General features: G+C 72.0%; 16 protein-coding genes and 3 pseudogenes. 12 read left to right on the top strand and 7 right to left on the bottom strand.

Annotated elements, in window-relative coordinates; genetic code table 11:
- Positions 1 to 6 precede the first annotated feature (6 nt).
- Complete coding sequence (locus AY578_RS26010) at positions 7 to 1,401, top strand: FAD-dependent oxidoreductase (protein ID WP_136238067.1); 1,395 nt, start codon at positions 7 to 9, stop codon at positions 1,399 to 1,401.
- Positions 1,402 to 1,941: 540 nt separating this feature from the next.
- On the opposite strand, the gene AY578_RS26005 is transcribed toward AY578_RS26010, so the two are convergent.
- Positions 1,942 to 2,292, bottom strand: coding sequence for a hypothetical protein (locus AY578_RS26005; RefSeq protein ID WP_137209136.1), 351 nt, complete (start codon positions 2,290 to 2,292; stop codon positions 1,942 to 1,944).
- Between the two features lie 132 nt (positions 2,293 to 2,424).
- Between AY578_RS26005 and AY578_RS26000 the strand changes: the two genes are divergently transcribed.
- The 3 genes from AY578_RS26000 to AY578_RS25990 all read left to right on the top strand — a co-directional run bounded on the left by AY578_RS26000 (position 2,425) and on the right by AY578_RS25990 (position 6,022).
- Positions 2,425 to 3,303 carry a rhomboid family intramembrane serine protease gene (locus AY578_RS26000; RefSeq protein WP_161107140.1) on the top strand — a complete coding sequence of 293 codons (879 nt, stop codon included), beginning with the start codon at positions 2,425 to 2,427 and terminating at the stop codon, positions 3,301 to 3,303.
- A gap of 87 nt (positions 3,304 to 3,390) precedes the next feature.
- Complete coding sequence (locus AY578_RS25995) at positions 3,391 to 4,926, top strand: glycoside hydrolase family 43 protein (protein WP_136238066.1); 1,536 nt, start codon at positions 3,391 to 3,393, stop codon at positions 4,924 to 4,926.
- A gap of 52 nt (positions 4,927 to 4,978) precedes the next feature.
- Positions 4,979 to 6,022, top strand: a complete 1,044-nt coding sequence (locus AY578_RS25990; RefSeq protein ID WP_215048528.1) for a LacI family DNA-binding transcriptional regulator — start codon at positions 4,979 to 4,981, stop codon at positions 6,020 to 6,022.
- Here AY578_RS25990 and AY578_RS25985 read toward each other — a convergent pair.
- From AY578_RS25985 to hemE, 5 genes are all read right to left on the bottom strand, one after another.
- A complete protein-coding gene (locus AY578_RS25985; RefSeq protein WP_161231512.1) occupies positions 6,011 to 7,747 on the bottom strand; it encodes a CocE/NonD family hydrolase in 1,737 nt (578 codons plus the stop codon). The genes AY578_RS25990 and AY578_RS25985 overlap by 12 nt on opposite strands.
- A gap of 17 nt (positions 7,748 to 7,764) precedes the next feature.
- Positions 7,765 to 8,616 (bottom strand): carbohydrate ABC transporter permease, encoded by an 852-nt coding sequence (locus tag AY578_RS25980; RefSeq protein ID WP_019523461.1) that lies wholly within the window; start codon positions 8,614 to 8,616, stop codon positions 7,765 to 7,767.
- A complete protein-coding gene (locus AY578_RS25975; protein ID WP_215048527.1) occupies positions 8,616 to 9,557 on the bottom strand; it encodes a carbohydrate ABC transporter permease in 942 nt (313 codons plus the stop codon). Before AY578_RS25975 ends, AY578_RS25980 begins: the two co-directional genes overlap by 1 nt.
- 10 nt (positions 9,558 to 9,567) lie before the next feature.
- Positions 9,568 to 10,857 carry an extracellular solute-binding protein gene (locus tag AY578_RS25970; RefSeq protein ID WP_136238064.1) on the bottom strand — a complete coding sequence of 430 codons (1,290 nt, stop codon included), beginning with the start codon at positions 10,855 to 10,857 and terminating at the stop codon, positions 9,568 to 9,570.
- Between the two features lie 304 nt (positions 10,858 to 11,161).
- Positions 11,162 to 12,229 (bottom strand): uroporphyrinogen decarboxylase, encoded by a 1,068-nt coding sequence (gene hemE, locus AY578_RS25965; RefSeq protein WP_136238063.1) that lies wholly within the window; start codon positions 12,227 to 12,229, stop codon positions 11,162 to 11,164.
- Between the two features lie 204 nt (positions 12,230 to 12,433).
- Between hemE and AY578_RS25960 the strand changes: the two genes are divergently transcribed.
- The 3 genes from AY578_RS25960 to AY578_RS25950 all read left to right on the top strand — a co-directional run bounded on the left by AY578_RS25960 (position 12,434) and on the right by AY578_RS25950 (position 15,812).
- On the top strand, positions 12,434 to 13,066 hold the full coding sequence (locus AY578_RS25960) for a DUF3000 family protein (protein ID WP_019523465.1): 633 nt from the start codon (positions 12,434 to 12,436) through the stop codon (positions 13,064 to 13,066).
- 339 nt (positions 13,067 to 13,405) lie between these two features.
- Positions 13,406 to 14,068 carry a helix-turn-helix transcriptional regulator gene (locus AY578_RS25955; RefSeq protein ID WP_006130493.1) on the top strand — a complete coding sequence of 221 codons (663 nt, stop codon included), beginning with the start codon at positions 13,406 to 13,408 and terminating at the stop codon, positions 14,066 to 14,068.
- A 445-nt stretch (positions 14,069 to 14,513) separates the two neighbouring features.
- A complete protein-coding gene (locus tag AY578_RS25950; RefSeq protein ID WP_258905719.1) occupies positions 14,514 to 15,812 on the top strand; it encodes an HRDC domain-containing protein in 1,299 nt (432 codons plus the stop codon).
- A 1-nt stretch (position 15,813) separates the two neighbouring features.
- Here AY578_RS25950 and AY578_RS25945 read toward each other — a convergent pair.
- Positions 15,814 to 15,993 (bottom strand): annotated as a pseudogene (locus tag AY578_RS25945) (carbohydrate ABC transporter permease); the annotation flags it as partial.
- 107 nt (positions 15,994 to 16,100) lie between these two features.
- On the opposite strand from AY578_RS25945, the pseudogene AY578_RS25940 reads away from it, so the two are divergent.
- The 5 genes and pseudogenes from AY578_RS25940 to AY578_RS25920 all read left to right on the top strand — a co-directional run.
- A pseudogene (locus AY578_RS25940) lies at positions 16,101 to 16,304 on the top strand (hypothetical protein); the annotation flags it as partial.
- A pseudogene (locus tag AY578_RS25935) lies at positions 16,302 to 16,550 on the top strand (substrate-binding domain-containing protein); the annotation flags it as partial. The pseudogenes AY578_RS25940 and AY578_RS25935, both read left to right, overlap by 3 nt.
- 280 nt (positions 16,551 to 16,830) lie before the next feature.
- Positions 16,831 to 18,654, top strand: coding sequence for a hypothetical protein (locus AY578_RS25930; RefSeq protein WP_028961637.1), 1,824 nt, complete (start codon positions 16,831 to 16,833; stop codon positions 18,652 to 18,654).
- A gap of 155 nt (positions 18,655 to 18,809) precedes the next feature.
- On the top strand, positions 18,810 to 20,027 hold the full coding sequence (locus AY578_RS25925; protein WP_019523471.1) for a thiolase family protein: 1,218 nt from the start codon (positions 18,810 to 18,812) through the stop codon (positions 20,025 to 20,027).
- On the top strand, positions 20,024 to 22,153 hold the full coding sequence (locus tag AY578_RS25920) for a 3-hydroxyacyl-CoA dehydrogenase NAD-binding domain-containing protein (RefSeq protein ID WP_161107136.1): 2,130 nt from the start codon (positions 20,024 to 20,026) through the stop codon (positions 22,151 to 22,153). Before AY578_RS25925 ends, AY578_RS25920 begins: the two co-directional genes overlap by 4 nt.
- Positions 22,154 to 22,181 lie beyond the last annotated feature (28 nt).

Below are 22,181 nucleotides of genomic sequence, written 5' to 3'. Positions count from 1 at the left end.
GGCGGCATGAACACGAGCGCTGCGCACGGGGCGAGGGAACGGCTGGTCGTGATCGGCGGCGACGCCGCGGGCATGTCCGCGGCGTCGCAGGCCCGGCGGATGAAGGGGCCGGACGAGCTGGAGATCGTGGCGTTCGAACGCGGCCACTTCACCTCCTACTCCGCCTGCGGCATCCCCTACTGGGTGGGCGGCGACGTCGGGGACCGGGACGAGCTCATCGCCCGCACTCCCGCTGAGCACCGCGCGCGGGACATCGACGTGCGGCTGCGCACCGAGGTCACGGAGATCGACGTGGACCGGGGGCGGGTGCGCGCCCGTGACCTGGAGTCCGGCGCCGAGTCGTGGACGTCGTACGACAGGCTGGTGATCGCGACCGGTGCGCGGCCCGTCCGCCCGGACCTGCCCGGGATCGACGCGCCCGGGGTGCACGGGGTGCAAACCCTGGACGACGGTCAGGCGCTGCTGGACACGCTGTCCCGTACGGGAGGGCGCCGCGCGGTGGTCGTGGGCGCGGGCTACATCGGCGTGGAGATGGCCGAGGCGCTGATCAACCGCGGCTACGAGGTGACGGTCGTCAACCGCGGCCGGGAGCCGATGGCGACGCTCGACCCCGACATGGGCCGGCTGGTGCGCGAGGCCATGACCGGGATGGGCATCACGATGGTCGACGACGCCGAGGTCACCGCGCTGCCCACCGGCGCCGACGGCCGGGTGCGCGCGATCGCCACCGCGGACGCCGAGTACCCCGCCGACGTCGTGGTCCTGGGCATCGGCGTACGGCCGGAGACCGCCCTCGCGCGGGCCGCCGGGCTGCCCCTCGGGGACAGCGGCGGGCTGCTCACCGACCGGTCGCTGCGGGTGCGCGGGCAGGAGAACGTGTGGTCGGGCGGCGACTGCGTGGAGGTGCTCGACCTGGTCTCCGGGCAGCTGCGGCACATCCCGCTGGGCACCCACGCCAACAAGCACGGCCAGATCATCGGCACGAACGCCGGCGGCGGCTACGCGACCTTCCCCGGCGTGGTCGGAACGGCGGTCAGCAAGGTGTGCGACCTGGAGATCGCGCGCACCGGCCTGCGGGAGAAGGACGCCCGCCGTGTGGGCCTGCGCTTCGAGGCGGTGACGATCGAGTCGACCAGCCGCGCGGGCTACTACCCGGACGCCGCCCCCATGACGGTGAAGATGCTGGCGGAACTCGGCACGGGCCGCCTCCTCGGCGTCCAGATCGTCGGCCGCGAGGGCGCGGGCAAACGCGTGGACGTCGCGGCGGTCGCCCTCACGGCAGGCATGACGGTCCACCAGGTGGCAGCCCTGGACCTGGGCTACGCCCCGCCGTTCTCCCCGGTCTGGGACCCGATCCAGGTGGCGGCCCGGAAGGCGGCGGCGAAGGTGCGGGGACGGTGAGCACGGCCCACTTGCGGCCGCCGGACCGGCACTCGGCGCTCGGCACTCGGCACTCGGCACTCGGTACGAGCGGACCGAAGCCGGGCGCCGGCCGCACAGGGCCGTGTGCACCGCAACCGGAAGCGTGGCTCACGCCCGTGCGCGCGGCCCCCGGCCCGGCGGCGGGTCGAGCTGGGTTACCAGCTTGACGTTGGCGGGGACGGCTGGACCGGCTGGGCATCCGCGGCGGTCGTCCGGGCGGGCCCACGCCCGGCCCCGCCCGACACACCCGGCAGGCAGCCCGGCGCACGACGCACGACGTACGACGCACGACGCACGACGCACGCCAGCATGAACCGGACCCCGGCCGTACACGGCCGCAAGCCCGCAGCCCGCGAGGCCGGCGCACGCTCCGCGTAAGGAACGAGCCCGGCGGTGCGGGCCCGTGTGGCGGGCCGGTGCGGGGCGCGTCCCGCGTGCGGCTCGTGTCCGGCAGGCGGGGCGTACCCGGCGCGCGTCGGCTGTCCCGGGCCCGGGACACGGCCGCCGTGCGGGACGGCGTCACGCCGTGCCGTTGATCCGTTCGATCGCCTGGCGGGCCTGTTCGGCCGGCGGGCGGGACGGGAGGGAGGAGACCGAGCCGGTCGCCGACGTGGCGGAGGCGGTGGCCGGGGGGACGGCGGGGGGCTGTTCGCCGGCCGTCGGGCGGGCGTGCGCGGCGGTGGCGCGCACGGACCGCAGGCGGTGGCTCACCGCCTCGTCCAGCGTCACCGGCCGCTGCATCTGCGAGGCGAGCCGCCCCGCCTCCTGGCCGAGCCGGGCGACGTCCTCCCAGGGGAGGCGGACCACGAGCGTCAGCTCGGCCTCGCCGTCGGGCAGCGCGTGCACGGGGACGGTCACTCGGTCGTTCATCGCCTGTGTCCTCACGTCGGCCCCGCGGCGCCTTCCCCGCGCCGCGGGCGGTTGACGAGACATACGCACGCCGGACGGGCGGCGTTCAGGGGCCCGTTGATTCACCGGCGGCCGTCCGGGCACCAGTGGAATGTGGTCATCCCTGTTCATGACGTGAACCCCGCGCGCCGCACCCCCTGGGTGACGTACGCGCTCATCATCGCCAACATCGTCGTCTTCGTGGCGTACACGCCCGGTGTCGTCGGCTCCCTGACCGGGGGCGGCGGCAGCCTGGCGGACCTGTGCCACCTCGAGGCGTTCCTGGAGCGGTGGGCGGTGGTGCCCAGGGAGCTGATCCACCACCAGCTGCCGAGCCTCGTGCCGACCGGCGCCACCGGCGTGGGCCCGCGGGGCGCCGGGTGCGTGATCGGCCCGCCCCGCTACGAGAAGTCGCCCGAACTGAGCGTGCTGACGGCGATGTTCCTGCACGGCGGCTGGCTGCACCTGCTGGGCAACATGCTCTTCCTGTGGATCTTCGGCAACAACATCGAGGACCGCATGGGGCACGTCCGCTTCCTGCTGTTCTACCTGGTCTGCGGCTACGCGGCCGCGTACGGCTTCGCTCTTCTGAACGCCGACTCGGGCGAGCCCCTGATCGGCGCGTCGGGCGCCGTCGCCGGTGTGCTGGGCGCGTACCTGGTGCTCTACCCGAGGGCACGCGTCTGGGTGCTGGTGCCGTTCCTGATCTTCCTGCCGCTGCGGCTGCCCGCGTGGATCGTGCTGGGCCTGTGGTTCGCGCTCCAGGCGGTGTACTCGACCGGGCAGGGCGTCACGGACGCGGGCACGGTGGCGTACGCGGCGCACGTCGTCGGGTTCGTCGTCGGCATGCTGCTGGCATGGCCGCTGAAGCCGGGCACTCCCCCGCCGCCCGAGCCGCGCGGCATCCTCTTCGGCCGGCGGGCGCGGCCCGGCTGGGAAAGCGGCCCCGGGTGGCAGGGCGGACCGGGTTGGCGGGGCGGACCCGGCTGGTAGCGCGGGCCCGGCTGCCGGAACGACCTCCCGCTTGATCGTCCGCGGGCCTAGACTCCCCCCAGCGGCCGCTGTTCGATGGGGAGGACCATGTTCGACCACACGTACGACAACCCGGTGATCAGCGGTTTCCACCCCGATCCGAGCGTGTGCCGGGTCGGCGACGACTACTACCTGGTGTGCTCCAGCTTCGAGTACTTCCCCGGGCTGCCCCTCTTCCACAGCCGGGACCTGGTCCACTGGGAGCAGATCGGCAACGTGCTCGACCGCCCCGCCCAACTGCCGCTGCCGCTCCCCGGCTCGAAGGCGTCCGGCGGCCTCTACGCCCCCACGATCCGGCACCACGACGGCCGCTTCTGGGTGATCAACACCAACGTCGACGGCGGCGGCAACTTCGTCGTCACGGCCGAGCGCCCCGAGGGCCCGTGGAGCGACCCCGTCCGGATCGACGTCGAGGGCATCGACCCCGACCTGGCATGGGAGGAGGACGGCACCTGCTGGTGCGCCTTCTCCGGACCCGCGGGCGGCATCAACCTGGCCCGGATCGACCCGGTCACGGGCGCGGTCCTTGAGGGCCCCTTCCCCACCTGGTCGGGCAGCGGCCTCAAGTACCCGGAGGCTCCGCACCTCTACCGCATCGGCGACTGGTGGTACCTGCTGATCGCCGAGGGCGGCACGGAGCGCGGCCACGCCGTGTCGGCGGCCCGCGCCCGCTCCCCGCGCGGCCCCTGGGAGGGCGCCCCCGGCAACCCGCTGCTCTCCCACAGCGGCACCGCCCGCCGCATCCAGAACACCGGCCACGCCGACCTGGTCCAGGCGCCCGACGGCGGCTGGTGGATGGTGCTGCTCGGCGTCCGCCCGCGCGGGTTCACGCCCGACGTGCATGTCCTGGGCCGGGAGACGTTCCTGACGCCCGTGGAATGGGACGAGGACGGCTGGCCGGTCGTCGCGCCCGTGCCGGAGCGTCATGCGGCGCCCGGCGGCGCCTGGCATCCCGTACCGGCTCCGCCCGCCCGCGACGACTTCGACGGGACCGCCCTCGCCCCGCACTGGATCTCGCCGTTCACCCGCCCGGAGGGCTCCTGGTCGCTGACGGAGCGTCCCGGCTCGCTGGTGCTGCGCGCCACCGGCCCCACCCTGGACACCCCCGGCTACACGTTCGTCGGCCGCCGCCAGCAGCACCTCGACTGCCGCGTCACCGCCCTGGTCGACCCGGGCAGGGGACGCGGCGGGATCTGCGTACGCCTTGACGAGGCCCACCACTACGAGGTGGAAGTGGGCGGCGGCGAGGTGCGCGTCGTGGCGCGGATCGGGCCGCTGAGCGAGACCGTGGCCCAGCGGTCCGCCCCGCCCGGTCCGCTGACCCTCGGCGTGACCGTCCGCACCTCGGACCTGGTGCCCGCGTCGCCCCTGCTCACCGACGGCCACACCACCGGCCCGGACACCCTCGCCTTCTGGCTGGGCGACCCCACCGCCCCGGGCGCCCACCCGCTCGCCGAACTGGACGGGCGCTATCTCTCCACCGAGGTCGCCGCGGGCTTCACCGGCCGCGTCATCGGCATGTACGCCACGGAGGGGTCGGTCGCGTTCGACTGGTTCGAGTACGTTCCGACGCCCGCCGTGTGAGGGACCGCCCGAGGCCGCGGGGCCCTGCGCCGGTTGGGCTAATCTGTCCCCCATGCCACCCCGACCAGCCGGAACGCGTCCCACCTTGTCCCTGGTCGCCGAGACCGCCGGCACGAGCGTTCCGACCGTGTCGAAGGTGCTGCGCGGCGGGACCGACGTCTCGGCGGAGACCCGCGCGCGGGTCATGGAGGCCGTACGGGCCGTCGGCTACACCCGCAGGGGCGGCGGCAAGTCCGAGGCCGGGCGGGAAGAGAACGGCCGGTCCGACGTCCTCGACCTGGTGGTCACCCACTTCGAGGGGTCGTGGGCGAACCTCCTCATCGCCGGAGCCGGCCGCGAGGCCGCCGCGGCGGGGCTCGACGTGGTGCTGACTCTCGCCGAGCCGCAGGGCGACTGGGCGTCGCGGGTGCTGCGCAGGCGCACCCTCGGCGTGGTCGGCACGCTGGTCGACCCGGCGTCGCCGCAGTTCGGCGCACTGTTCGCGGCGGGCGTCCCGGTGGTGCTGATCGACCCGATGACCACACCGCCGGCGGGCGTGACGAGCGTCGGCGTGGCGAACTGGGAGGGCGGCCGCATGGCCGCCGAGCATCTGCTGTCCCTGGGCCACGAGCGGCTGGGCGTGATCGCCGGGCACGCCCGCCATCTGTTCAGCCGGGCCCGCGTCGACGGCTTCCGCGGGGCGGCCGACACGGAGACCGGCGGACGGGCCACGGTGACCGTGACCCACGGCGGGTGGAACCGCGCCAGGGCGGCGGCCGCCACCCACGCCCTTCTCGACGAGAACCCGGGCATCACGGCGGTCTTCGCCTGCGCCGACTCGATGGCGCTCGGCGTCTACGACGCGCTGGGCGAGCGGGGTCTGCGGGTCCCCGACGACATCAGCGTCATCGGCTTCGACGACCTGCCGGAGGCGCAGTACATCACCCCCGGCCTGACGACCGTACGGCAGCCCAGCACCGAACTCGGCGCCGCGGCGGTCAAGTTGCTGCTCGACCTCGCGCGGGGCGAGGACCGCGGGACCCGCGCCGCGGCCCGGATGAAGCTGGCGACGGAACTGGTCGTCCGCGCCTCGACCGGCCCCGTGTCACACGGGTGACGTGACGACGTCGAGGACGATCCGGCTCGGCCGCCCGGGGCCCTGGAGGATCGTGTGCTCGGCCGTGACGGCGGGAGCGGACTCCCCGTCCGGCGCGTAGGAGTTGGCGCCGACGTCCCAGCGCGGTGAGGAGCTCGGGGCGATGTCGACGCGTATCCGGTGGCCCGGCAGGAAGGTGTGCGCGGTCGACCAGAGGTCCACGGCGATCTCGTACGCCCGGCCCGGCTCCAGCGGCCCCCTCGCGCCCCGGCCGGTCACGGGGTCGACGGACCGCGCCGATGCCCGCCGCACGCCGTCGGCGACGACGCGGCTGGTGCCGTCGGGGTGTTCGTCGCACAGCCGGACCACCACGTCCGCGTCCGTCCCCGTGGTGACGAGATGGACGACGGCACGGACCGCGCCCATCACCGTGAGCTCCTTCTCCAGCGGCCCGGTGCGCCAGGAGACGACGTCGGGCCGTGCCTCGACCGCCCTCTGGTCGGCGGGGCCCGCCCCGAACGGCGCGAACAGCAGGACCGCCCCGCCGCGCGTCGGCACGGGGGACGCCGGGTCGCTGACGAGCCTCCGGCCCCCGCTCCCGGCCGGTTCGGGGGCGAGGGCGCCCTCGGGGGTCAGGTACAGCTCGAGCGGCCGCGCGTCGCGGGGCGGGAACACGTCCGCCTCCACCCACCGGTCGGCGCCCATCAGGAACACCTGTACCAGCGGGGAGCCGAGCGCACGCCCGCGCAGCACCGCGTCGAACCAGCGCAGGTGCAGCGCGGTGAGGTCCACGGCCTCGGCGGACGCCTCCGGGCCGAAGTCGAGGCCCGCGGCCCGGCCGGAGTAGTCGTCGTGCGTCCACGGGCCCACGACCAGCCGGGGCGCCGGCCCTCCCGTGTCCTCCGCGCGGCGCCGCAGCCGCCGGTACAGCTCCAGGGTCGGCCCGAGGAACACGTCGAACCAGCCGCCGGTCAGCAGCACCGGTACGTCGACCGCGTCGAGCCGGTCGACGATCTTCCCCGCCCGGTGACGCGGCGAGTCCAGCGGCTCCCGCAGCCGGTCCAGCCCCCATCGGACGATGCCCTCGGCGTCCCGCTGCTCGTGCAGGGCCCCGGCGCGGTACGCCTCGCCCGTCGCGATCGCCTGCTCGGTCGCCTCGTGGAGCCGGTGCTCGGCGTCCCGTTCGCGGGCGGAGGGGACACGGGCGATCGCGTCCGGGGCGATGGCGTAGTGCGTCCAGGCGAGTGTGCTGCCGAGCTCCGGCACGCCCCCGCGGAAGCGGAAGCCGTCGAGCGCGGACAGCGCGGGCGTCATGGCGGGGGCCAGCGCCCGCAGCGCCGGGGCTCCGCCGAGCAGTGCGGCGAACTGGGTGTCGGAGGCGTAGGACGCGCCCCACATGCCCACGGCGCCGTCGCACTCGGGGCGGGCCGCGAGCCAGGCCACGGCGTCGGCGCCGTCCGCCTCCTCCTGGGCGCAGGGGTCGAAGACGCCCTCGGAGCCGAAGCGGCCCCGCACGTCCTGGAGCGCGACCAGGTGGCCGGCGGCGACCAGGCGGCGGACGTCCAGGTACCCGTCGTCCTCCTCGCGGGTCACGTCGTAGGGGTGGCGGACGAGGAGGGCCGGCCAGGGTCCGGTGCCGTGCGGGAGGAGCAGGAGGGTCCGCAGCCGTGTTCCGTCGCGCAACGGGCAGGCCACCTCCCGGCGTTCGGCGACCGGGTCCGGTGTCGGCCGGGAGGTGACGGTCACGGCTGCGGTCCCTTCCCTCAGCCCTTCACCGCGCCGGTGAGACCGCCCACGATGCGCTTCTCGAAGACCGAGAAGAACACCAGGGCGGGCAGCATGGCGAGCGAGGTGAAGGCGAGCACCTTCGCGGTGTCCGTGGAGTACTGCGAGGAGAACACCTGCACGCCCAGCGGCAGCGTGAAGTTGGCCTGCGAGTTGAGGACGTAGAGGGGCAGCAGGTAGTTGTTCCAGCTGCCCACGAAGGCGAGGATGCCGACGGTGACCACGCCGGGCAGCGACAGCGGGACCACCATGCGGAAGAAGAACCCCAGCCGGCTCATTCCGTCGAGCGCGGCGGCCTCCTCGATCTCGTTCGGGATGGCCCGCAGGAACGGCACGAGGATGATGACGGTCGTCGGCAGGCCGAACGCGATCTGCGGGACGATCACGCCCAGCAGGTTGTCGACGAGCCCGAGGTCCTTGATCACCAGGTAGAGCGGGGTGATCGCGATGACCATCGGGAACATCAGGCCCGCCGCGAACAGCGAGTACATGGCGCCCTTGAACCGGAAGTCGTAGCGGGCGATGACGAAGCTCACCATCAGCCCGAGCGCGACGATGCCGGCCGTGCTGGCCAGCGCCACGATCAGTGAGTTGGCGAACTCGCCCCAGAACACCGAGGACTTGAGGACGCCGAGGTAGTTGACGGTGACCCAGGGGTCGGGCAGCGCGGCCGGATCGGTGGTGATGTGGGCGTTGGTGCGGAAGCCCCCGAGCACGATGTAGAGCACCGGCGCGACGCACACGCCGACGAACAGCAGCGCCACGAAGTAGGTGACGGGGCCGCCGTCGCGCCTCGAAGGCTTCCGGGTGAGGGTGGTCGTCGCGCTCATCACACGGTCCCTTCGGTGACGGCGCCCCTGAGGTCGCGGCGCAGGACGAACCGCTGGTAGATCAGCGCGACGACCAGCGAGATCACGAACATCACCACGGCGACGGCGCTTCCGTAGCCGTAGTTGCCCGCGTTGCGGCCCTGGGCGAGCATGTAGATCGCCATGGTGGAGGTCCCGGCGGTGCCCGAGACGTACTGGCCCCAGATGATGTAGACGAGGTCGAACAGCTGCAGCGAGCCGATGATCGACAGGAACGCCCAGATGCGGATCGTCGGCCCCAGCAGCGGCAGCGTGATGCGGCGCTGGATCTGCCAGTAGGAGGCGCCGTCGATCTGCCCGGCCTCGAAGATCTCGTCGGGGATCGACTGCAGTCCCGCGAGCATCAGGATCACCGCGAAGCCGAGGTACTTCCAGGTGATGACGGCCATCAGCGTCCAGAGCGCCAGGTCCGGGTCGGAGATCCAGTCGGCCTCCAGCGAGCCCAGACCGATCGCGCGCAGCAGGCCGTTGACGGCGCCGTCGCTCTGCAGCATCAGGCTCCAGCCGGTGCCGACGATCACCTCGGAGATGATGTACGGCACGAAGACCAGGACGCGGATCGCGGAGCGGCCGCGGATCCGGCGGTTGAGCAGCAGGGCGAGACCGATCGCCAGGGGCCCCTGGAGGACCAGGGACAGCACCAGGATCAGGCCGTTGTGCCACAGGACGTCGTGGAAGGCGGGGTCGGTGAGGATCAGCCGGTAGTTGTTCAGGCCGACCCAGTCGGTGGGGTCTCCGTAGCCCTTCCACCGGTAGAAGCCGTAGTAGGCGGCGAGCGCGACCGGGAAGATCACGAACGCCAGGAAGACGAGGACGGCCGGTGCGGACAGGACGACGATCTCCAGTCGCGTCCTGCCCCGGCGGCGTGCGGCCGCACGCCGCGGGGCGAGGGTGTCGCTCATGTCTGTCCGGTCAGCCCTTCTCCGCCGCGGCCTTGACGTCCTTGACGATGTCGGCCGCGGTGCCCTTGCCTGCCAGCAGGTTCACCACGGCGATGTTCATGGCGTTGCCGACGTTCTGGCCGTACTGGGTGTCGAGGAACTGCATGGAGTAGGCGGCCTTGTTGAACGCCTGGAGCGCCGAGATGTTGTACGGCTCGGTGACGACGCCCTGGGCCGCCTTGTTCACCGGGATGGTGTCGAAGGCCTCGGCGTAGGCCTCCTGCTGCTCCTTGGTCACCGTGAACTGGAGGAAGGAGAGGGCTTCTTCGGGCGCGTTCCTGGACAGGGAGTAGCCGCCGGCGCCGCCCATGATGGCGGTGGGGTCGCCCTTGCCGCCGGGGACGGCCGGGAAGGGGAACCAGCCGAGGTCGGGGAGCGGCTTCTTGTCCGGGGTCAGGTCGGCGATGACGCCCGGGTTCCAGTTGCCCATGAGCTCCATGCCGGCCCTGTGGTTGGCGATCAGTCCGGCCGACGATCCGGCTCCCTGCTGCGAGGTGGCCGTGAGGAAGCCCTTCTGGAAGGGGTCGGCGCCCAGGAGGTCCGCGAGGTCCTCGCCGGCCTTCGTCCAGCAGGGGTCGTCGAAGGTGAGCGACTTGGCCGACTCCTGCAGCGTCTCCTGACTGCACTCGCGCAGGGCGAAGTTGTAGTACCAGTGCGCGGCGGGCCAGGCGTCCTTGGCGCCGACCGCGATGGGGGCGACCTTGATCGCCTTCAGTTTCGCAACGGCCTCCTTCAGCTCGTCCACCGTCGTCGGGGGCGCGGCGATGCCGGCCTTCTTGAAGAGGTCCTTGCTGTAGTAGATGCCCTCGGGCTGGGTGTCGAGCGGCATCGCGTAGATCTTGCCGTCGATGGAGACGCCCTCGAGGGCCGCCTCGCCCACGTTGCCCCGGTCGGTGTCGGTGAGCTGCAGCTCCTTGATCTGGCCGGCGTCGACCATGGCCTGCATCTTGCCGCCGCCGCGCTGGAGGAAGATGTCGGGCGCGGAGCCGGAGTTGAGGGCGTTCTGCAGCTTGCCGTCGAGGTCCTCGTTCTGCACGGACTGGATCTTGATGGTGACGTCGGGGTGCAGCTTCTTGTACTCCTTGGCGGCGTTCTGCCAGAACACCAGGCCGCGTCCCTCCATGGCGTTCGTCCACACGGTCACCGTCGCCGCGCCGCCGCCCGCGCCGTCGTCACCGCCACCGGCACATCCGGCGGCGGCGAGTGCGAGGCAGCACAGGCCGATCGCGGCAGCCGTCGTGCTGCGGGTCTTCCTCGTCATCGGGCGCTCCTGATCTGTCGACACAAGTGATCCAAATCCTGATTAGTTTGCGCAAACTAACGAGTCATCCGCGAAGTTGGGCAAGGTCTACCGCCGAAAATGTCGGTGGAGCAACAGAAAGTTTTCGCAAGTTGCCCAATCGTTACCGACATAGCGACCGCCGTTCGGAGTGCCGAACAAGACGGGGGGAGGCCGGTGCGAAGGGTGCCCGGGTACGCGAAAGGCCGGTGCCGCGCGCGGGAGCGCGCGGAACCGGCCTCACCGGCGGCCCGAAGGCCGCCCGACGACGGTCAGTCGTATACGGTCAGCGGGCGGACGCCGTGTGCACGTACTCCACCAGCCGCGTCAGGGCGTCCGGGTCCGTGGACGGCATGACGCCGTGGCCGAGGTTGAAGACGTGGCCCTCCAGGCCGGCGGCCGAGTCGAGGACCTCCTGGGCCCTGGTCTCGACGGCCTCGCGGCCCGCGAACAGCACGGTCGGGTCGAGGTTGCCCTGGAGCGCCTTGCCGGGGCCGACACGGCGGGCCGCCTCGTCCAGCGGGACGCGCCAATCGACGCCGACGACGTCCGCGCCGGCCTCGCCCATCAGACCGAGCAGCTCGCCGGTGCCGACGCCGAAGTGGATGCGCGGCACCTCGTAGGAGGCGACCGCGTCGAACACCTTCGCCGACGCGGGCAGCACCGAGCGGCGGTAGTCGGCGGGGGCGAGCGCGCCGGCCCAGGAGTCGAAGAGCTGCACGGCCGAGGCGCCCGCCTCGATCTGCACCTTCAGGAACGCGGCCGTGATGTCCGCGAGCCGGTCCAGCAGGTCCGCCCACAGCCCGGGATCGCCGTACATCATCGCCTTGGCGTTCTCGTACGTGCGGGACGGGCCGCCCTCGACGAGGTAGCTGGCGAGGGTGAAGGGGGCGCCCGCGAAGCCGATCAGCGGGGTGGCGCCCAGCTCCCGGGTCAGCATCCCGATCGCCTCGGTGACGTAGGGGACGTCCTGCGGGGTCAGGTCGCGCAGCCGGTCGAGGTCGGCACGGGTGCGCACCGGCCGCTCGACGACCGGGCCGACGCCCGGCTTGATGTCGAGGTCGATGCCGATGGCCTTGAGTGGCACGACGATGTCGCTGAAGTAGATGGCCGCGTCGACCTGGTGGCGGCGCACCGGCTGGAGCGTGATCTCGGTGACCAGGTCGGGGCGCATGCAGGAGTCGAGCATGCCGATGCCCTCGCGCACCTTGCGGTACTCCGGCAGGGAGCGCCCGGCCTGCCGCATGAACCACACCGGGGTGTGCGGCACCGGCTCACGCCGGCACGCCTTGAGGAAGGCACTGTCGTACGTCGAGGTCGGCTGGCTGCCCGTCGGGCTCACGTTGGCGCTCACACCGGCCAGTCTCGCATGACGCCGCAACGGTCCCGGCCGCCGGGGAGCCCTGATCGCGGGGAGCGGGGACACGCGACGGGGGTACGGCGTGATCCGGACACCCCCGGACGGCGCGGGTGTCCCTCCCTGCGCCGACGCCCCGTTCCGCTTAATCTTCCCCGCATGGCTGCGGCTCAGGGACGACTGTCGGACGGCGCTGGCGGAATGGACGAATCCAAGGAGGCTGGGAGCACCACCGGACCCGGGGGCGCACCCCCGCTGCCCTTCCGGAGCGCTGTCGAGGCGCTGCGCGGCGCGCGGCTGCGGCCGCAGATCGAGGTCGAGCCCACCCCCGCGCCGAAACGCCTCGCGCCGTACGCGTACGCCCTGGAGGCGGCGGTCATGGACGGCGAGGAGGATCTCGCCGACGGCCGTCTGGTGCTGCTGTACGACCCGGCCGGGCACGACGCCTGGCACGGCACGTTCCGCCTGGTGACGCTGGTCCGCGCGGAACTGGAGCCGGAGATGGCGGCGGACCCGCTGCTGCCGGACGTGTGCTGGTCCTGGCTGACGGGTGCGCTCACCGCGCGCGGGCTGGCGTTCGGGGAGCCGAGCGGGACGGTGACGCGGGCGAGCTCCCACTACTTCGGCGGGCTGTCCGAGCGGCCTGCCGCCTCACAGATCGAGATCCGCGCCTCGTGGACGCCCCGGGAGGGGCTGGGCGGGGTGCCGGACACGGCGACCCATCTGGTCGCATGGTGCGATCTGCTCGCGCAGGTGGCGGGGCTGCCGCCGGCCGCGCCCGGCGACGCGTCGGTGGTGACGCTGCCGCAGCGGCGGGGGCCGCAGTCGCGCTGACCCTCACGGGTCGCCGGTTCTCGCCTGCCGCGGGTCGGGTTTCGGCCAGTCGCGGAGTGGACCTCTCAGAGATGTCCTGTTCCAAACCTCACGGATGCCTCATTGGCCGTCTCTTTGTCGATACGGCCACATTCGGAAGCGATTCGCCGCAGACCGAAACCGTTCGATCTTCGAATGATCGATCGTGCGTCCGAATTGCCCGGATTGTTACTCACCAGATCGTGATCATTTCCTAAAGGACTTCAGGTTTGCTGCCGAAGACGACTGTGACCTTGAAAGCACGGTTCGTCCCGGCTTCACCCCCACGAGCCGGCCCCGTCCCGCACCCCAGGAGGCCTGGTGTCCGTTCTCCTCGAGCAGCCCTCAAGCCTGGTCGCCTACCGCCCGAACAAGCCGACCGCCATGGTGGTCGTGGCCGACCCCCGCGTCCGTTCCACCGTCACCCGCCATCTGTGGGCGCTCGGTGTGCGCGATGTGATCGAGGCCTCGTCCGTCGCGGAGGCTCGTCCCCGCATCGGCAACCCCCGCGACATCTGCGTCGCCGAAGTCCATCTGCCGGATGGTTCCGGCCTCACCCTTCTCTCCGAGACCCGCGCCGCGGGCTGGCCCAACGGCCTCGCCCTCTCGGCCGCCGACGACATCGGCGCCGTGCGCAACGCCCTCGCCGGCGGCGTCAAGGGCTACGTCGTCACCGGCACCCGCACCAACCTCGGGCTCCCCACCCGTCCCGGTGCGGCCCCCATCGGCGCGGCGGCCGCCCGCCTGCACCGTCGTCCCCCGGGTGCCCCGAGCCACCCGGGCGGCTACCGCGAGCTGTCCGGCCGTGAGGTCGAGGTGCTGCGGCTGGTTGCGGAGGGCCAGTCGAACAAGGCGATCGGCGTCTCGATGGGCCTGTCCGCCCTGACCGTGAAGAGTCACCTTGCCCGTATCGCCCGAAAGCTCGGCACGGGGGACCGTGCGGGGATGGTGGCGGTGGCCCTGCGTACCGGAATCATCCACTGAGCCCTCTTTCCCGACCGTCCCCGTCCCCGTCCGCGCCCGCCGATGCCCCCGCGTCGGCGGGCGCGGTGGCGTGGTGGCACCCCGCAGTGCCGGGCGCGGGTGGTACGTGGCTGATCGCGCAGTTCCCCGCGCCCCTTGAGGGACGCCTCCGCAGCTGCGGGCAGTCGTGCCGCAGGGCGGCACGGGTGGGCGCAGCGGCACCCCGTCGACGCCGGGTGCGGGCAGTCCGTGGCTGGGCGCGCAGTTCCCCGCGCCCCTTGAGGGGCGCCTCCGCCGCAGCCCGCTTCAAGGCGCCGCGCGCCGCGACTGCGGGCAGTCCGTGGCTGATCGCGCAGTTCCCCGCGCCCCTGAGGGGCGCCTGCGCGGCGGCCTGTTTTCGCTGGTCGGCGGCATCGTCAGACGGTGGGGCGGGCCGGGTACCGGCCCGTGCGGATACTCTTGACAGGTGACCGACGCCCACGACACCGCAGCAGACAGTTCACTGCGCACCACCGGAGGCGCCCCTCCGGACGACGGCGGATCCTCTGCTGCACAGGCGCCGATCCCCCTGCTGGAGCCCCGCGAGGGCATCCCGCCCGTGGTGGCCGACGAGGCCGCCCTCGCCGAGGTGGTCGCCGCCTTCGCCGCGGGCCGCGGCCCCGTCGCCGTGGACGCCGAGCGCGCCTCCGGCTACCGCTACGGGCAGCGCGCCTACCTCGTCCAGCTCCGCCGCGAGGGCGCGGGCACGGCGCTGATCGACCCGGTCGCCTGCCCCGACCTCTCCGCGCTGAACGAGGCGCTGTCCGGCGTCGAGTGGGTGCTGCACGCCGCCACCCAGGACCTGCCCTGTCTGCGCGAGATAGGCATGGCGCCGACGCGGCTCTTCGACACCGAGCTGGCGGGCCGGCTGGCCGGGTTCCCCCGGGTCGGCCTCGGCGCGATGGTGGAGAACGTGCTCGGCTTCGTGCTGGAGAAGGGCCACTCCGCCGTGGACTGGTCCACCCGCCCGCTGCCCGAGCCGTGGCTGCGGTACGCCGCCCTCGACGTCGAGCTGCTGGTCGACCTGCGGGACGCGCTGGAGAAGGACCTGGACCGGCAGGGCAAACTGGACTGGGCGCGGCAGGAGTTCGACGCGATCGCCTCGGCGCCGCCGCCGGAGCCCCGCAAGGACCCCTGGCGTCGTACGTCCGGCATGCACAAGGTGCGCCGCCGCCGGCAGATGGCCGTCGTACGGGAGCTGTGGCAGACCCGGGACCGGATCGCCCGGCGCCGCGACGTCTCCCCCGGCAAGGTGCTGTCCGACGCCGCGATCGTCGAGGCCGCCCTCGCCATGCCGTCCAATCCGAACGCCCTGGCCGCGCTGAACGGCTTCGGCCAGCGGGTGGGCCGCCGCCAGCTCGAGCAGTGGCAGGCGGCCGTCGACCGGGCGAAGGCGCTGAGCGAGGACCGGCTGCCCCAGCCCGGCCAGCCGGTGACCGGTCCCCCGCCGCCGCGCGCCTGGGCCGACAAGGACCCGGCTGCCGCGGCCCGGCTGTCGGCCGCGCGGGCGGGCGTGACCGCGCTCGCGGAGCAGTTGAACATGCCCGCGGAGAACCTGATCACGCCGGACACCGTGCGCAGGGTCTGCTGGGAGCCGCCGTCCCCGGCCACGCCCGAGTCGGTCGCCGCGGCCCTGACCGCGCACGGCGCCCGCCCCTGGCAGGTCGAGCAGGTCACGCCGCTCCTGGTCACCGCCCTGAACGCCGGACCCGCCCACAACGCCTGACCTACGTCGTCCACTTCGTCGCTCCCCGCATGAAGCCGTTGCAGATGAACCGCTGCGGGAACGTCTCCCAGTGCGCCCCGAAGGGGCCCATGAAGCGGAACAGCGACGTCGAGATCACGCCAAGGTCCTCGGAGGGCATGGGGAAGAAGGGGATGCAGAAGTCGTTGCAGACGTTGATCCCCTAGTTCAGCGGGTCGATGGGCAGGGCGGGCGCGCCGCTGCCGTCCGCCATCTCGCGGGAGGTGTTCAGCGAGGTCAGCAGGACCACGGCGAGGGGCGGCAGCACGGGAGCCGCTGTCGGCGCTGCACTTTCCGGCGGCGGCCCGCGACATCCCGTATCCGCGGCCGGAGTTCGAGACGGCGCTCGCGCCCGAGAGGAGTCACGGTCACCGTGCGCACGCTCGTGCGGGACCTGCTGCTCCAGGCGGACCGGCTGGACCGGAGGCGGCCGCCCACCGGGGGCGGGTGACGCTGTTGCCCGGGGAGCGGGTGGCGGGGCTGTCGGTGGCGGCCGAGATGGGGCTGCGGGTGCCCGAGGACGTGTAGCTGCCGGCGTGGGACGACTCACAGCTGTGCCGGCCGACCCGGCCCACCCTGTCGGCGATGAGCCACGACGTGCACGGCTTCGGCGCGGAGGTGGCGCGTACCCTGTTCGGAACGTTCACCGGGGACGGTCCGGGGTCGCACCCGGTGCCGACGCCGGTCCTCACCCCGCGGGGCTCCACGGCCCCGCCGTGACCCGGCCCCGGGGCGGCGTCGGCCGTACGGGGGAAGTTCCCTGTTACGAGGGTCACTTGACCTGAATTCCGGCGCACTGTCCGCATGCGCCGCCGATGACCGGGAATACGCGGAACGAGGCTCAGGTCCGCCTCTCGCTCCACAGCGGGAGCATAGGTTAGCCTCGTCCCGGCTGCTCTTCCTGCGAAAACGCCCGCACCCCCACGTCGGAGAGTGTTTCCTGCGGAGCGGCCCGAACTCCGAACGGAAAATCTCTGACAGGAACAAGGGGCACCATTTCATGGAACCCACCCAGGTCCGCCCGGCCAACCCGCAGCATTCGGACACACTCCCCCACACGTCCGAAAACTACAGGACAGCGACGATCCGCACGCCCGCGATACGTGTGGAGAAATACGGCAACTGGGAGATCGAGTACGAGTTCACGCCCGCTGCGGGCGACCACGGCAACCTGCTCGTGGTGTTTTCCTCCGTGGGGTCGAAGTACGGATTCGGGGCCGCCCTTTCGGGCGTCCAGTGCAACGTGCTGAGAATCCGCGACCGGTTCGACGGAGGCCCGTCGTACTACGTGGCGCGGGCGATGGACTTCTCTGTTTCCGACGCCGTCGAAGAACTGATTACGCACTACCGGGAAAAGCTCGGTCTGGCGCGGGAGACGGTGGTTCTCGCCGGTTCCTCGAAGGGCGGCAGCGCGGCCATTTTCTATGCGCTGAAGTACGGCTACCGGCACATCGTGGCCTCCACGCCGCAGTACTTCATCGGCAGTTACTCCCAGGGGCACGGTGTGCTCGGCGAGTGGGTGCTCGGCGAGGGCCAGCCGCAGGAGAACGTGGACCGGCTCGACTCGGTGCTCCCGGAGCTGCTCGCGGAGACCACCGACCTGGACCGGAACATCTACCTGTTCTCCTCGACGAAGGACTACCAGTACGAGGAACACGTCGTCCATTTCCTCCCGGCTCTGCGGAAGTACTCCAACTTCAACTTCTTCATGGTGGAATCGCCTGCCCTGGTGAAGCACGCGGAGGTGACGCGGCAGGGCCTGTCGGTGATCCTCAGCGTCATCTACGCGCTGACCGAGGGAACGGTGCCGCGGTTCGGCGAGGTGCAGGTCGGCTCCAACGAGGTGGACGACGACGCGGCCGCCGAGCATCTGTCGGACCTGCGGGCGCGGGACACCGCGGCGGGTGTGCTGACGGCCGCGCAGCTCACCCCCGAGCGGGCCACGCTGTCCGGGCACGCCTTCCTCCCCGGCGTCTCCGCCGAGGAGGGCGAGGAAGCCGGCGCACGGGAGACCAAGCAGTTGGTGCTGGTCCGGGACGAGCAGGCGTGGGTGGCCGACGCGAAGACCGTGCCGGTGGACCAGCTGTACCTGAAGTACTTCGACACGCACTTCGCGTCCTACAAGGACGGCGGATTCACCTGCGAGGCGCGGGAGCTGTTCGACACGCTGCCCGACGGTATGTACGACGTGTTCGCCCGGGTGACCAGCGAGAGCGAGGACATCGACCGCAGGGTGCCGCTGGTCGCCTACCGGGCGATCGACCGGCGTGCCGCCGCCGGGGGCCGCGAGGTGGTCCTCCGGGGTGACGCGAGGAGCGTCCGGGTGATCAAGCGCGACCTCACGGCGGCCGGACCCGGCGGGTCCGTGTTCGCGCTGAAGCGGTTCGCGATGGAGGGTCCGAAGCTCCGGGTGTACGGCGTCTTCTTCCTCCCCGGCCGCAACGCCGACCGCGCCACCCACTCGACGTACTACCTCACGCTGCGCGGCGCGGACAGCACGCACACCGTCGCCCTCAAGGCGGTGAAACGGGAGGACAAGGTGCGCCCGCACATGGCGCCGGGCGACTTCGGGTCGTACTCCTTCGGTTACTTCACCTCCGAGGACAAGGAAGGCGTGGACCTCTCCGACGTGCCGCCCGGGACGTACACGGCGGAGATCGCGATGAGCACCGGCGGCGGGCTGTTCGCGCACCAGGCCGGTGAGCTGGAGGTACGGGAGAACCGGGCCTCCTCGGTGGCCCGCCGGATCTCCGGCCGGAACGAGCGGGTCTCCACCCGGGCGCGGCTGCGCCGGGGCCTGCGCAGGCGGCTCTGGCGGTCGTAGCACCACCCTGCGCGGCACACGGCCGGTCCTCGTTCGCGGGGGCCGGTCGTGTGATGTTCGCCGCTCCGGCCGACGGGGGTGGGCAGCGACGTTACCCGCAAGTAGCATGGGCCGTAAGCAAGCGCTCAGCATCCCGTACCTGGAGGAGAGCCATCGTGCCTCGTACCGTCAGGGACGTCGTCTTCGTCGACGGCGTCCGTACCCCGTTCGGCAAGGCGGGCCCGAAGGGCATCTACCACGAGACCCGTGCCGATGACCTCGTCGTCAAGGCGATCCGGGAGCTGCTGCGCCGCAACCCGGGTCTCGACCCGAAGAAGATCGACGAGGTCGCCATCGCCGCGACCACGCAGATCGGCGACCAGGGCCTGACCATCGGCCGTACGGCGGGCATCCTCGCGGGTCTGCCGCAGTCGGTGCCGGGTTACTCCATCGACCGCATGTGCGCCGGCGCGCTGACCGCCGTCACCACGGTGGCCGGCTCCGTCGCCTTCGGCGCGTACGACGTCGCCATCGCGGGCGGTGTCGAGCACATGGGCCGCCACCCGATGGGCGAGGGCGTGGACCCGAACCCGCGGTTCGTCTCGGAGAAGCTGGTCGACGAGTCCGCCCTGTTCATGGGCATGACCGCGGAGAACCTGCACGACCGCTACCCGTCGATCACCAAGCAGCGCGCCGACGAGTACGCGGTGCGCTCCCAGGAGAAGGCCGCCAAGGCGTACGCCAACGGCAAGATCCAGGCCGACCTGGTGCCGATCTCGGTGCGCCGCACCAGCCCCGAGGGCGGGGAGACGGGCTGGGGCCTGGTCACGGCCGACGAGCCGATGCGCCCGGGCACCACCCTGGAGAACCTGGCCGGTCTGAAGACGCCGTTCCGCGTGCACGGCCGGGTCACCGCGGGCAACGCGGCCGGTCTGAACGACGGCGCCACCGCCTCGGTCATCGCCTCCGAGGACTTCGCCCGCGAGAACGGGCTGCCGGTCAAGATGCGCCTGGTCTCCTACTCCTTCGCCGGCGTGGAGCCCGAGGTCATGGGCTACGGCCCGATCCCGGCCACGGAGAAGGCGCTCGCCCAGGCGGGCCTGTCCATCTCCGACATCGGCCTGTTCGAGATCAACGAGGCCTTCGCCGTCCAGGTCCTCGCGTTCCTGGAGCACTACGGCATCGCCGACGACGACGCCCGCGTCAACCAGTACGGCGGCGCCATCGCGTTCGGCCACCCGCTGGCCTCCTCCGGCGTCCGCCTGATGACGCAGCTGGCCCGCCAGTTCGAGGAGCAGCCGCACGTCCGCTACGGCCTGACCACCATGTGCGTCGGCTTCGGCATGGGCGCGACGGTCATCTGGGAGAACCCGCACTTCGAGGGGGACAAGTGAGCACCACCGCTGAGCTTTTGAAGGGTGCGGCCGAGCTGTTCCCGGGTGAGGTCGTCACGCAGGCGCACGTACGCCACTTCGACCTGCCGCTGGGTGCTGGGCGCTTCGCCCTGATCACCCTGGACAACGGCCACGACCACACCAAGCCGACCACCCTCGGCCCGCAGTCGCTGGCGAACATCGACGCCGCGATCGACCAGGTCGAGAAGGAGGCCGCGGACGGCGAGATCGTCGGCGTCGGCGTCACCGGCAAGCCGTTCATCTTCGCGGTCGGCGCCGACCTCAAGGGCGTCGAGCTGCTGAAGCGTCACGAGGACGCGCTGGCCATCGGCAAGGGCGGCCACGACGTCTTCAAGCGTCTGGCGAAGCTGGCCGTGCCGACCTTCGCGTACTACAACGGCGCCGCCATGGGCGGCGGCGTGGAGATCGGTCTGCACTGCGCCTACCGCACGGTGTCCGCGGCGCTGCCCGCGTTCTCCCTGCCCGAGGTCTTCCTCGGCCTGGTGCCCGGCTGGGGCGGCTGCACCCTGCTGCCGAACCTGATCGGCGCGGAGAAGGCCGTCTCGGTGATCATCGAGAACAGCCTCAACCAGAACCGTCAGCTCAAGGGCAAGCAGGTCTACGAACTCGGCATCGCGGACGCGCTGTTCGAGGGCGCGGACTTCCTGGAGCAGTCGCTGATCTGGACCGCGTCCGTCCTCAAGGGCGAGATCACGGTCGAGCGTCCGGCGATCGACCGCGGCGAGGCCTGGGACCAGGCCGTCGCCAAGGGCCGCTTCATCGCCGACTCCAAGGTGCACGGCGCGGCCCCGGCCGCCTACCGCGCCCTGGACATCATCGCCGAGGCCAAGGACGGCGACCTGCAGAAGGGCTACGACGCCGAGGACCAGGCGCTCGCCGACCTGATCATGGGCGGCGAACTGCGGTCCGGCATCTACGCGTTCAACCTGGTGCAGAAGCGCGGCAAGCGTCCCGCCGGCGCCCCGGACAAGAGCCTGGCGCGCCCGGTCACCAAGGTGGGCGTCGTCGGCGCCGGCCTGATGGCCAGCCAGCTCGCCCTCCTCTTCCTGCGCCGCCTCGAGGTCCCGGTCGTCCTCACGGACATCGACCAGGAGCGCATCGACAAGGGTGTGGGCTACGTCCACTCCGAGATCGACAAGCTGCTCGGCAAGGGCCGTATCAACCAGGACAAGGCCAACCGCCTGAAGGCCCTGGTCACCGGTGTGCTGGACAAGGCCGAGGGCTTCGCGGACGCCGACTTCATCATCGAGGCCGTGTTCGAGGAGATGGGCGTCAAGCAGCAGGTGTTCGCGGAGGTCGAGGCGGTCGCCCCGGCGCACGCGATCCTCGCCACCAACACCTCCTCGCTGTCGGTGACGGAGATGGCGTCGAAGCTCCAGCACCCCGAGCGGGTCGTCGGCTTCCACTTCTTCAACCCGGTCGCGGTCCTCCCCCTGCTGGAGATCGTGCGCGGCGAGAAGACCGACGACGCGTCGCTGGCCACGGCGTTCGGCGTCGCCAAGAAGCTGAAGAAGACCGCGGTGCTGGTGAAGGACGCCCCGGCGTTCGTCGTCAACCGCATCCTGACCCGCTTCATGGGCGAGATCCAGAACGTCATCGACGAGGGCACGCCCGTCGAGGTCGCGGAGAAGGCGGTGGAGCCGCTCGGCCTGCCGATGTCCCCGCTGGTCCTCCTCGAGCTGGTCGGCCCCGCGATCGGCCTGCACGTCTCGGAGACGCTCAACCGGGCGTTCCCGGACCGCTTCACGGTCTCCCCGAACCTGAAGGCGGTCGTCGAGGCCGGCAAGCGCGGCTTCTACGTCTACGACTCCGGCAAGCCGGAGCTCGACCCGGAGGTCGCGGCGCTGCTGAAGCAGGGCGACACGGTCCTCACGGAGGAGCAGGTCCGCGACCGCGTCCTCGACGCGGTGGCCCAGGAGATCGGCCTGATGCTCGACGAGGGCGTCGTCGCCGAGGCCCAGGACATCGACCTCTGCCTGATCACGGGCGCCGGCTGGCCCTTCCACCTGGGCGGAATCACTCCGTACCTGGACCGGGAGGGTGTCTCGGAGCGGGTGAACGGGAAGCGGTTCCTGGAGCCGGGGGTTGCCTCGGTTCCGGCGTGAATCGGGTGTGACGCACGGATGTGACGCG

The organism is Streptomyces thermocarboxydus (assembly GCF_024760485.1).
Taxonomy (GTDB): domain Bacteria; phylum Actinomycetota; class Actinomycetes; order Streptomycetales; family Streptomycetaceae; genus Streptomyces; species Streptomyces cellulosae.
This window is presented reverse-complemented; position numbering and strand designations above follow the sequence as displayed.